General features: G+C 60.4%; 10 protein-coding genes and 1 pseudogene. 10 read left to right on the forward strand and 1 reads right to left on the reverse strand.

Going from position 1 to position 11,211, the window contains the following annotated elements:
• The 9 genes and pseudogenes from PFH44_RS20080 to trpS form a co-directional block, all read left to right on the forward strand.
• Positions 1 to 670, forward strand: a 670-nt coding sequence (locus tag PFH44_RS20080; RefSeq protein WP_283825930.1) for a dehydroquinate synthase/iron-containing alcohol dehydrogenase family protein, incomplete at its 5' end; no start/stop codon positions are given.
• Between the two features lie 25 nt (positions 671 to 695).
• Positions 696 to 4,082, forward strand: coding sequence for a choline trimethylamine-lyase (gene cutC / locus PFH44_RS20085; RefSeq protein WP_283825931.1), 3,387 nt, complete (start codon positions 696 to 698; stop codon positions 4,080 to 4,082).
• Between the two features lie 114 nt (positions 4,083 to 4,196).
• Positions 4,197 to 5,144: a choline TMA-lyase-activating enzyme gene (gene cutD, locus PFH44_RS20090; RefSeq protein ID WP_283825932.1), complete on the forward strand. Its 948-nt coding sequence runs from the start codon at positions 4,197 to 4,199 to the stop codon at positions 5,142 to 5,144.
• A 12-nt stretch (positions 5,145 to 5,156) separates the two neighbouring features.
• Positions 5,157 to 5,588, forward strand: coding sequence for a BMC domain-containing protein (locus PFH44_RS20095; RefSeq protein WP_283825933.1), 432 nt, complete (start codon positions 5,157 to 5,159; stop codon positions 5,586 to 5,588).
• Positions 5,585 to 6,211 (forward strand): annotated as a pseudogene (locus tag PFH44_RS20100) (phosphate propanoyltransferase). The gene PFH44_RS20095 and the pseudogene PFH44_RS20100 overlap by 4 nt, the downstream one beginning before the upstream one ends.
• 12 nt (positions 6,212 to 6,223) lie before the next feature.
• A complete protein-coding gene (locus PFH44_RS20105) occupies positions 6,224 to 6,910 on the forward strand; it encodes a hypothetical protein (RefSeq protein ID WP_283825934.1) in 687 nt (228 codons plus the stop codon).
• Positions 6,911 to 6,924: 14 nt separating this feature from the next.
• Positions 6,925 to 7,335: a DMT family transporter gene (locus PFH44_RS20110; protein WP_045860288.1), complete on the forward strand. Its 411-nt coding sequence runs from the start codon at positions 6,925 to 6,927 to the stop codon at positions 7,333 to 7,335.
• Between the two features lie 16 nt (positions 7,336 to 7,351).
• Positions 7,352 to 7,681, forward strand: coding sequence for a DMT family transporter (locus tag PFH44_RS20115; RefSeq protein WP_041143869.1), 330 nt, complete (start codon positions 7,352 to 7,354; stop codon positions 7,679 to 7,681).
• Positions 7,682 to 7,887: 206 nt separating this feature from the next.
• Positions 7,888 to 8,895, forward strand: coding sequence for a tryptophan--tRNA ligase (gene trpS / locus PFH44_RS20120; protein ID WP_283825935.1), 1,008 nt, complete (start codon positions 7,888 to 7,890; stop codon positions 8,893 to 8,895).
• A 47-nt stretch (positions 8,896 to 8,942) separates the two neighbouring features.
• Here trpS and PFH44_RS20125 read toward each other — a convergent pair whose 3' ends face one another.
• Positions 8,943 to 10,343 carry a GGDEF domain-containing protein gene (locus PFH44_RS20125; protein ID WP_283825936.1) on the reverse strand — a complete coding sequence of 467 codons (1,401 nt, stop codon included), beginning with the start codon at positions 10,341 to 10,343 and terminating at the stop codon, positions 8,943 to 8,945.
• Positions 10,344 to 10,751: 408 nt separating this feature from the next.
• On the opposite strand from PFH44_RS20125, the gene PFH44_RS20130 reads away from it, so the two are divergent.
• A partial coding sequence (locus tag PFH44_RS20130; protein ID WP_283825937.1) for an HlyD family secretion protein occupies positions 10,752 to 11,211 on the forward strand: 460 nt, incomplete at its 3' end.

The raw sequence follows: 11,211 nt of genomic DNA on the forward strand, positions 1-11,211 counted from the left end.
GCTGGTGGCCTCGGTGCCGCCGGCGATCACCGCCGATACCGGGATGGACGTGCTGTGCCACGCGCTGGAGGCCTACGTCTCGCTCAATGCCAGCGACTTTTCCGACGCGCTGGCGGAAAAAGTGGTGCAGCAGGTGTTTCGCTACCTGCCGACCTGCTGGCGCAGCGGCGATAACCTGCTGGCGCGGGAAAAGATGCATAACGCTTCCTGCATGGCGGGAATGGCCTTCACCAACGCCTCGCTCGGCATCACCCACAGCCTCGCCCACGCGCTTGGCGGCGTCTTCCGCGTCCCGCACGGCCGCGCCAACGCGCTGCTGATGGCGGAAGTCGTGGCGTGGAACGCCGATTATCAGGGACGGTGCGATACCGACGCCGCGCGCAAATACGCTCGCCTGGCTCATCTGCTGGATCTGCCGGCCGCCAACCCCCGCGAGGGCGTTGCCAGCCTGCTGATCGCCATTCAGGCATTAAAAGATGAAATGTCCATGCCGGCCGGCATCCGCGATACCGGCGTCGATGCCGCTGATTTTGACCGGCGGCTGGCGGAAATGGTCGGCCAGGCGCTGCGCGATGGCTGTACCCCAACCAACCCGCGCGTGCCGGATGCTCACGCTTTAACCGAACTCTATCGCCGGGCGTGGACCGGCGGCGCCGTTCAGGGCCACTGATAACAAGAACTGGAGAACCTTACCCATGGCACACTACAGCTTAACGCCGCGCGTCAACGTGCTGGCAAAACGTTTACTCTCACAAAAAAGCACCCTGTGCACCGAACACGCCACGACGCTCAACGCCCTTGATGGCGATATCGCGGGCGTCCCCGCCGCCGTTAAACCGGCGCGCCGCTTCTACGAACTGATGCGCCAGCTGCCGGTGTGCATCAGCGCCGACGAGCTGATCGTCGGCAACCAGACCCGCAAACCGCACGGCGCTATCTTTCACGATGAAAGCGCGGCCCATCGTCCGTCGGCGTTCCAGTTTCTCAATCTGAACGGCGACCTCGACTCACCGGACTATAAGCTGGTCATTGAGAAAGGCGTGCTGGCGATAAAACACCAGCTCGAAGAGAAGACCCGCAGCCTGGGCAGCGCCGTCAGCCGCAGCGGCATGGATGAAGTCAACGGCTGCCGCGCGGCGATTTACGCCTGCGACGGGCTGCTGACCCTGGCACAAAACCTCGCTAACAGCGCGGAGACCCTGGCCGCCGGCGAAAGCAACGCTTATCGCCAGAGCGAGCTGCGCGACAGCGCCGCCATCCTGCACCAGGTTCCGGCCCACCCGGCGCGCAATTTTAAAGAAGCCTGCCAGGCCTTTTATCTGTTCCAGCTCGCGCTGCAGCTCGATAACGGCAGCTATGCGGTGAACCCGGAGGGCGCCGATAAGGCCCTGCTGCCGTGGTACCAGCGCGATATCGACAGCGGCGCCCTGACGCCGCAGCAGGCCTATGAGATCGTCGAATGCCTGTGGTTCAAGCTGGCTGAGCTGAGCGAAGTCCGCGCCGCCTGCGCCATTGACGGCTACCCGATGTTTGACGCCCTGCTGCACGGCGCGAGCCTCGAGAACGCCAATATCAACGCGCTCTCCGCGATGTTCCTCAGCGCCCAGCACAACCTTAGCGCGCTGAATCTGCCGGTGCGCCTGTTCCGCGGCGCGCAGCAGGTCTCCGCCGCCCCGTTCGCCGCCTGCGCCGATACCCCGGTGATGGAAGGCCTTACCCCGCGCATGCAGCGCCTGCGTAACCACTACCTGACCGTGCGCCCGAGCGTCTCCATCTACCGCGCGCTGGCCTTTACCGAAGTGGTCAAAGCCAACCCGGGCATGCCGACCATTCTGCTGCGCGCCAAAGCGTTCCGTCACGCCTGTGAAACCGCGCCGATCCTGATTCAGGATGACGAGCTGATCGTCGGCCATCCGTGCGGCAAGCCGCGCGCGGGCGCCTTCTCGCCGGATATTGCCTGGCGCTGGGTCCGCGACGAGCTCGACACCATGAGCACCCGTCCGCAGGATCCGTTTGAGATCAGCGAAGAAGATAAAAAAACCATCCGCGAGGAGATCGTCCCGTTCTGGGAAGGCCGTTCGCTGGATGAGATTTGCGAGGCGCAGTATCGCGAAGCCGGCGTCTGGGCGTTCAGCGGTGAGACCTTCGTCAGCGACCTCTCCTATCACCAGATCAACGGCGGGGGCGATACCTGCCCGGGCTACGACGTTCTGCTGTTCACCAAAGGGATGAACGGCATTAAGGCCGATGCCCAGGCCCGCCTCGAGCAGCTGAGCATGGAGAACCCGGAAGATATCGACCGCATTTACTACTACAAGGCGGCGATCGAAACCTGCGAGGGTGTCATTAACTACTCCCACCGCATCGCCGCCCACGCCCGGGAGCTGGCGGCCAGGGAGCAGAACGCCCAGCGTCGCGCCGAGCTGCTGACCATCGCCGAGGTTAACCAGAACGTGCCGGCCAACCCGCCGAAAACCCTGCAGGAAGCGCTGCAGAGCATCTGGACCGTGGAGTCGCTGTTCGAAGTCGAAGAGAACCAGACCGGCCTCTCCCTCGGCCGCGTTGACCAGTACTGCAACCCGATGTTTGAGGCCGATATTCGCGAAGGGCGCCTGACCCACGAGTCCGCGCTGGAGATGATGCAGGCCTTTATCATCAAGTGCGCCGAGCTGATGTGGATGTCCAGCGAGCTGGGGGCGAAATACTTCGCCGGCTATCAGCCGTTTATCAACCTGACCGTCGGCGGCCAGAAGCGTTCCGGCGGCGACGCCTGCAACGACTTAACTTACCTGATTATGGACGCCGTGCGCTTTGTGAAGGTTTACCAGCCGTCGCTGGCCTGCCGCATTCACAACCAGTCGCCGCAGAAGTACATGGAAAAAATCGTCGATGTGGTCAAGGCGGGTATGGGCTTCCCGGCCTGCCACTTCGATGACTCCCATATCAAGATGATGCTGCGTAAAGGCTTCGATTTCGAAGACGCCCGCGACTACTGCCTGATGGGCTGCGTCGAGCCGCAGAAATCCGGCCGCATCTACCAGTGGACCTCCACCGGCTACACCCAGTGGCCCATCGCCATCGAGTTCGTGCTGAACCGCGGCCGGATGGTGCTGTTCGATAGCTATCAGGGGCTGGATACCGGCGATCTGCGCGACCTGCACACCTTCGAAGCCTTCGACGCGGCGGTGAAAAAACAGATTGCCCATATCGTGCGCCTGTCGGCAATCGGGACGGTGATCAGCCAGCGCGTGCACCGCGACGTGGCGCCGAAGCCGCTGATGTCGCTGCTGGTGGAAGGCTGCATGGAGAGCGGTAAAGACGTGGCGGCCGGCGGCGCGATGGTCAACCACGGGCCGGGGCTGATCTTCTCGGGCCTGGCGACCTACGTCGACTCCCTCGCCGCGATCCGCAAGCTGGTCTATGAAGATAAAAAATATACCCTCGAGCAGATCCGCGACGCGATGCTGGCGAACTTTGAAGGCTTCGAAGGGCTACGCCGCGACTGCCTGAACGCGCCGAAATACGGCAACGACGACAACTACGTTGACCAGTACGCGCTGGATATTACCGAGTGGACCGAGCGCGAGTGCCGTAAGTACCAGATGCTCTACTCCACCCTCAGCCACGGCACCCTGTCGATCTCCAACAACACGCCGATCGGCGAGCTGACCAACGCCACGCCGAACGGTCGCCTGGCGTGGATGCCGCTCTCGGACGGCATCAGCCCGACGCAGGGCGCCGATAAGCAGGGTCCGACCGCGATAATCAAGTCGGTCAGCAAGATGAACGTGGAGACCATGAACATCGGCATGGTGCACAACTTCAAGTTCCTCAAAGGGTTGCTGGATACCCCTGAAGGACGCCATGGCCTGATCACTCTGCTGCGTACCGCATCGATTCTCGGCAACGGCCAGATGCAGTTCAGCTACGTCGATAACGAAGTGCTGAAAAAAGCCCAGCAGGAGCCGGAAAAATACCGCGACCTGATCGTCCGCGTGGCGGGCTACAGCGCCTACTTCGTCGAGCTGTGCAAAGAGGTGCAGGACGAAATCATCAGCCGTACGGTGATTGAGAAGTTCTAGGCACTATTTGAGAAATATTTGAGCCCTATTTGAGAAATAACAGGAAGTTCTTCACCGAGGGCGGGCCGCAGATAAGGTTGCTGCGGCCTGCCGGAGGGCGAGGAGGAGGCAAGCGTGATCGCAACACAAGAACTAACCGGCCGCATTTTCAATATTCAGAAGTATTCGATCTACGACGGGGACGGTATTCGCACGCTGGTTTTTTTCAAAGGCTGCAATATCCGCTGCCCGTGGTGCGCGAACCCGGAAGGGCTTACCAGCCAGTTTCAGGTGATGTTCTCGCAGGACAAATGCGTTAACTGCGGCGACTGCGTCAGCGTCTGTCCGGCGGGGATCCACTACCGGGCGGAAGAAGACGGTGAAATGAAGCACTTCGTCGACCGCAATAAGGACTGCATCGGCTGCCGTAAATGCGAAGAGATTTGCACCCAGAACGCGCTGGATATTATGGGCAAGGACGTCACCGTCAGCGAGCTGATGGAGATAATCATGCAGGATTACGATTTTTATATCGCCTCCGGCGGTGGCGTGACCATCGGCGGCGGCGAAATGAGCCTGCAGACCGATTTTGCCGTCGCTCTGTTTAGCGAATGCAAAAAGATGATGCTCAATACCGCTGTCGAAACCCAGGGCACCACCCCGCTGGCGAATTATCAGAAGCTTGCGCCGGTCACCGACACCTTCTTATTCGATATTAAGCAGATCGATAGCGCGCACCATAAAGCGCTATTCGGCATTGGCAACGAAGGGATCCGCCGCAATCTGGAGTGGCTGGTGGACTCCGGCGCCAACGTGATTGTCAGGATGCCGCTGGTGCGCGGATATAACGACTCCTGGGAAGCCATTACCGGCGCCATTGATTACGTACAGAAGCTAGCAAAACGCGGAAATATCCGCCGCATCGATATGCTGCCGTACCACCAGCTGGGGCGTAAAAAATATGAACGCCTGGATATGCCGTACCCGATTACTCAGGACCCGTCTTATTCGCCCGAAGAGTTAAACCAGCTGGAAACGTTCTTCGCGCAGTTTGATTTTGATATTCGTTTAGTCCGCCATTAACAGGAGCTGACAATGAAAAGTTTAGGCGTAATTGAAACGCGAGGGCTGGTTGCCGCCGTTCAGGCCGTCGACGCCGCCTGCAAAGCCGCAGGCGTAAGCTGCATCGGCTACCGCAAAATCGGCTCGGGGCTGGTCAGCGTCTGCTTTGAAGGCGAAATCAGCGCTATCCACACCGCGATTGAGCGCGGCGTCGAAGTGGTCGCCGCGGGCCAGGTCGTCGGCTCGCTGGTCATCGCCCGTCCGGAGCGCAGCGTGGTCGATGCGCTGGGTAAATTAAAAGGCCGCCCGTCGCGCCCTGCGGCTAAGGCCGAGGCGCCGGTGGCTAAAGCCGACGCCTCGCTCCCACCACCAGAAAAAGAGCCGGCCGCGCCCTACCCTGCAGAGCCGGCAGCGGGCCAGGCGGAAGACAAAAACGCCGCGCAGAGGAGAGGGAAGAAGGCATGATCGACGCTCTGCTCCATGAAAAAATTGCCGCCCGCCTGTGCCGCGTCGCCCCGGAGATCCCGGTCGGCATCTCTAACCGCCACGTTCATCTGGCGCAGCAGGATGTCGAGGCGCTGTTCGGCAAGGGCTAAGCGCTCACCCCGCTGAAGCCGCTGCGCCAGCCGGGGCAGTTCGCCGCCGAAGAGTGCGTCACCGTGGTCGGGCCGAAGGGCTCGCTGACCCAGGTGCGCGTCCTCGGCCCCACCCGGCCCTGCAGCCAGCTGGAAATTTCCCGCGCCGACTGCTTCACTCTCGGTATCAGGGCGCCGGTGCGCGAGTCCGGCCAGCTGGAGAACGCCGGCAGCGCGCTGCTGATCGGTCCGGCGGGCCACGTTGAGCTTCGTTCCCAGGTGATCTGCGCCTGGCGGCATATTCATATGTCGCCGCAGGACGCCCGCCGGCTGAACGTCAGCAACGGGCAGAAGGTCAGCGTCCGCTGCAGCGGCGAGCGCCGGCTGACGTTTGATGAGGTGGTGGTTCGGGTGCGCGATGATTTTGCGCTTGAGTTCCACATCGATACCGAAGAGGCCAACGCCGCCGGACTGAAAAACGGCGCCCAGGTCGTCATCACCCAGCCCGCTTAACGGAGACCGGCCATGACCGACGAAGAGATCGAACGCCTGGTAACGCGGATTATCCACCGGCTGCAGCCGCCGGTTCTGGTGATGGTCACCGCCGCCGACGGCTACCGGCAGGCGATCCGTCGCCGCCTGTCGGCCTGCGGGCTGCCGCTGCATATCGCGCTGGACGAAGGCATCCCGGACGCTGCATGCTGGCAGGAAATGGGTACAATCGTCCCGCCGTCAGCCTGGCAGGAGGCGCTGCCGGCAATGGCCTGGCGCGCGGCGATCGTGCCGTTTCTCGACTATCCGCTGGCGGCCGATCTGGCGAACGGCAGCCTGCACAGCCCGTTCGCCAGACGCCTGCACGAGGCGCTGCTTAGCGGCCTGCCGGTGCTTGCGCTGCGCTACCGCTGCGATCCCGACAGCGAGCTCAATCAGCTGTACGGCGCGGCGGCCGGCTCGGCCTATGCCGGGCAGATGCGCGCGACGCTGGCCCGCCTGACGGAGTGCGGCGTCACCCTGTGCGATATGAACGAGCTGCTGGAGCGGCTGACGTCGGGCAGCGCAGCGCCGCCGCCGGTAAACGCAACGCGGCGTTATATTACCGTCACGGACGTGGTGAATAATCCAGCGCTAGCCGCCGCGCCCGATGCCGAGCTGACCGATGCCGCCATCGATTTTTTGAAAAACAGAAAAAAAGAATCTTACCTTAATAAATAGATCCGGAGTTTATTATGTCTTCTAAAACAAAATGTTGGCTATGGATGCTGCTGGTTATCCTCTCCGAAACCTCAGCCACTTCGACGCTTAAAATGTTCGGCAGCAGCGAAGGCTCAGCCAAAATGATGCTGCTCGCGCTGCTGATTGTTCTCTACTGCACCTGCTACTACTCGCTCTCCCGCGCGGTGAAAGATATCCCCGTCGGCCTGGCGTATGCCACCTGGTCCGGCACCGGCATCCTCGTCGTTTCCACCCTGGGCATGGCCTTTTACGGCCAGCATCCGGATACCGCGGCTATTATCGGCATGGCGGTTATCGCCAGCGGCATCGTCATCATGAACCTGTTCTCAAAAATGGGCAGCGAGGAGAGCGCCGCCGCGCCCGCCGAGCCGGTTACGCCTCTCGACAAAAAAATCGCCAACTAACTGAAAGGAATAGCATATGTTTAATCTCGGATTTTTATGGCTGGCGCTGTCAATCGGCTCCGAAATCACCGGCACCTCGATGATCAAAAAGACCAACGGCTTTAGCAAACTGGCGCCGTCGGTGCTGGTGGTCTGCGCCTACGGGCTGTGCTATTTCGCCCTCACCCGCGCGATGAGCACCATCCCGGTGGGCGTGGCCTACTCGCTGTGGTGCGGCTTTGGTATCGTCGGCGTCACCATCTGCTCCATGATCCTCTACAAGCAGAAGCCGGATCTGCCGGCCATCTTCGCGATGGTGCTGATTATCTCCGGCGGCATCATCATGAACGTCTTCTCTACGATGTAACGCTCGCGGGGCGCGGGTTTACCCGACGCCCGTTTCGTGGCAGGATAGTCCGATGAACAGAAACGTTGTCGTTACCCGCTCCCTTCGCTGGTGGCTGCCTGCATAAAGGCGGCACGATTCACGTTTCCATTTCAAAGCCGCCGGAAGGCGGCTTTGTCATTTCTCAGCAGCGCCTTTCGGCTTAACCGCATCGTAAGGAGTTTCTGATGAACGCAAACCACACCATTCTCACCGGCGATCGCCCGACCGGCCAGCTGCACCTCGGCCATTACGTGGGGTCGCTGCGCCAGCGCGTGCAGCTGCAGCATGACCACCAGCAGTTTATTCTGGTCGCCGACCTGCAGGGATTAACGGACAACGGCAGCAACCCGCAAAAGATAAGCAGCAATATCTTTGAAGTGATGGCCGACTATCTGGCCGTCGGCATCGATCCGCAGAAAACCACGATTTGCCTGCAGTCGGCCCTCCCGGCGCTGGCGGAGCTGAGCGCCCTGTACATGAATATCGTCACCGTTGCCCGCGTCGAGCGCAATCCCACCGTCAAGCATGAAATTGCGCAGAAAGGCTTCGCCCGCTCGCTGCCGGTGGGGTTTCTGGCCTACCCCATCAGCCAGGCCGCCGATATCACCGCCTTTAAGGCCGGGCTGGTGCCGGTCGGCGACGATCAGCTGCCGATGATCGAACAGACCAACGAAATCGTACATAAGATGAATAGCCTGACGACGGCGCCGGTGCTGCAGCACTGCCGGGCGCTGCTCAGCGAGGTTGGCCGCCTGCCGGGCGTTGACGGCAGCGCAAAAATGTCAAAATCGCTGGGCAATACGCAGACGCTTTCGGCCAGCGAAGAGGAGATCCATCGCGCGGTCAGCGCCATGTATACCGACCCGGGCCACCTGCGCGTTGCTGACCCGGGCCGGGTGGAAGGTAACGTCGTCTTTACCTATCTCGATGCCTTCCACCCCGATAAGCCGCTGGTTGCCGAAATGAAGGCGCACTATCAGCGTGGTGGACTGGGCGACCGGCAGTGTAAAAACGCGCTGGAGGCGTGTTTGCAGACGCTGCTGGCGCCGATCCGCGAGCGCCGGGCGCGGTTTATTGCCGATAAAGGCATGCTGCAGGAACTGCTGCGTCAGGGCAGCGAGCGGGCAAACGACCTCACGCAGCGGACGCTGCATGAGGTGAAACGGGGTCTGGGACTGCCGATCCTGTTCTGAACGAAGAAGCTCCGGGCCTGCGCCATCGCGCGTCGCCGGCAAACGGCCTAGCCGCCGCTGCCGCCTTCATGCATCTTCACGCAGTTGCGTCCGTCGCGCTTGGCGGCATAGAGCGCGCTATCGGCGTCGCGCAGCAGCAGGTTGTAATCAGGGTGGCCGGTATGGATGGCGTAGCCGATGCTGGCGGTAATGGCGATTTCGGTCTCGCCGCCCACGTTGAAGGCGAGCTGGCTGATATTTTTGCGCAGGCGCTCAAGGAGCACGTGGGCCTCGTGGGGACCGGTTTCCACCAGCACCAGCAGAAACTCTTCGCCGCCGTAGCGGAAGATATAGTCGCTGGAGCGGATATTATCGCCGAGCAGATCGGCAACGTGCTTAATCGCCCGGTCGCCCACCTGGTGGCCCCAGCTATCGTTAATCTCTTTAAAATGGTCGATATCGACGATCGCCACCGTCATCGGCCGCTCATACTCGATGGCGAGCGTGACCTCATGCTTGAGGACCACCGGCAGATAGCGACGGTTGAGCAGGCTGGTGAGGGCGTCTTTGCCGTTTTGCATTTGCGTCAGGCTGCTAAAAATCACCCCCAGCTGGCTGCCGATCTGCTGGCAATGAATATGAATCCCCTGCAGCAGGTTTTGCGTCTCTTTATATCCCGTATGGCTATCCGCTGATTTCCAGCCGCTAATCAGGCTATCGACCTCAGAGATTAATCCGCCAATCTCTTCCATCTGCGCGTTCTTATTAAAATAGCGCACGCATTTATGGCGGAACCACAGGCCAAATTCGGATTCAGATAATAACGTGGCGTTAATATCGTTTTTATTTTCGCTAACGATATTAAAAATAACGGTATTTTCCCAGCCGGAGAGCGCGGCCTGCTGTTTACCGTACTCCATCGGTACGTTATCCATCAGGCTGTAGAGGCGATAAGCCTCTTCGTTTTTGGTGGCCCGATAGTGCGACAGGGTGTAGGCATGGCACATCATCTCGATCGCCATATTAAACGCCATAATCGCATAGTAGATCGCGGCCACGCCGGTTTGGCGGTCTATCGCGCTGTCGCGAATATATTCGATAACCCCGGCCTTGAGCTGCCTGGCGCCGCGCAGCACGGCCTCGGCAGGAATGCCGATCCGCGAGTGAATGCTGCCAATATGGTATTGCCGTTCCGCCAGCGCCTGCAGGCCGTCCTTCTCACAGGTCAAAATGTCTTTGACCCAGCCGGCCAGCGAGCGGCTCAGACGTTCCTGAACCAGATCATAGGTAAGGTGCCTGGCAATATCCGGGTCCTGAAAAATAAAGTCATAAAAGCGGGCCGCCAGCGCTTCAGCCTGCTCGGCGGCAATATTATTAAGAACCGCCTTCACTTCCGGCGTCAGGCCATCGTGCAGCGGAAGCCATTCCTTAAAAATAACCGCGATATATTTTTTGCTTTCATCTTTCATTGAATAAAGCACTCGCTGACGTTTGTCTCTTTTCAGGGCCGCAGATCATACAACAGTTAGCTATGACCAACCAGATTGAAAATACAGCAACCGCCGTTTACGCCAGGCTGCCGGCGGGCGGTTGGCGACGCGGCGTCAATACCCCACACTTATCGTATGGACATACTCAATACAAGTGCTAGTATCCCATAGACAGTAGCTATATTTATGCGTGTTTCATTTAAGGCCAGGATTGCTGATGATGACCACATTCGTAGCACATCTTTCTCACCGGTTTTCCGCGCAGCTGGATCCGCGCGCCGGTCGGCCTTGCCCCTCCACTCCCCTGTCTTTCAAAGAGAGAATACTCCGTATGTTGGAGGACAGAAACGCGCATCACTCAGCAATATGGAACAGAGCGAGTAGCGTATGGACAAAATCAAACAGCACTGGGCCTGGTGCCTTGTCGGCCTGCTGGCGGTCATCGCCGCCCTGATAGTATGGGCGCTGCGTCCACCGGGACTTCCGCAGGGTTTTGCCGGCAGCAACGGCAGGATCGAAGCCACCGAGGTGGATATCGCCAGCAAAACCGCCGGACGCATCGCCGCGATTCTGGTCAAAGAGGGGCAGTTCGTTCGCAAGGGCGAGGTGCTGGCGCGGATGGATATTCGGGTGCTTAACGAACAGCGCCTCGAGGCCGCCGCCCAGATCAAAGAGGCTGAAAGCGCGGTCGCCGCCGCGAAAGCGCTGCTGGATCAGCGGCAAAGCGAAATGCGCGCCACCGAGGCGGTGGTCAAACAGCGGCAGGCGGAGCTCAACTCCACCGCCAAACGGCACGTGCGCTCCAGCGCGCTGTCGCAGCGCGGCGCGGTTTCGGCCCAGCAGCCCG

The sequence above is a fragment of the Klebsiella sp. Ech2A genome (assembly GCF_030078455.1).
Lineage (GTDB): Bacteria > Pseudomonadota > Gammaproteobacteria > Enterobacterales > Enterobacteriaceae > Klebsiella > Klebsiella terrigena.

Coding starts and splice junctions, on each gene's coding strand:
- PFH44_RS20095 (WP_283825933.1), top strand. CDS start 5,157: ATGAAAAGTTTAGGCGTAATTGAAACGCGAGGGCTGGTTGCCGCCGTT.
- trpS (WP_283825935.1), top strand. CDS start 7,888: ATGAACGCAAACCACACCATTCTCACCGGCGATCGCCCGACCGGCCAG.
- PFH44_RS20110 (WP_045860288.1), top strand. CDS start 6,925: ATGTCTTCTAAAACAAAATGTTGGCTATGGATGCTGCTGGTTATCCTC.
- PFH44_RS20105 (WP_283825934.1), top strand. CDS start 6,224: ATGACCGACGAAGAGATCGAACGCCTGGTAACGCGGATTATCCACCGG.
- PFH44_RS20125 (WP_283825936.1), bottom strand. CDS start 10,343: ATGAAAGATGAAAGCAAAAAATATATCGCGGTTATTTTTAAGGAATGG.
- cutC (WP_283825931.1), top strand. CDS start 696: ATGGCACACTACAGCTTAACGCCGCGCGTCAACGTGCTGGCAAAACGT.
- PFH44_RS20115 (WP_041143869.1), top strand. CDS start 7,352: ATGTTTAATCTCGGATTTTTATGGCTGGCGCTGTCAATCGGCTCCGAA.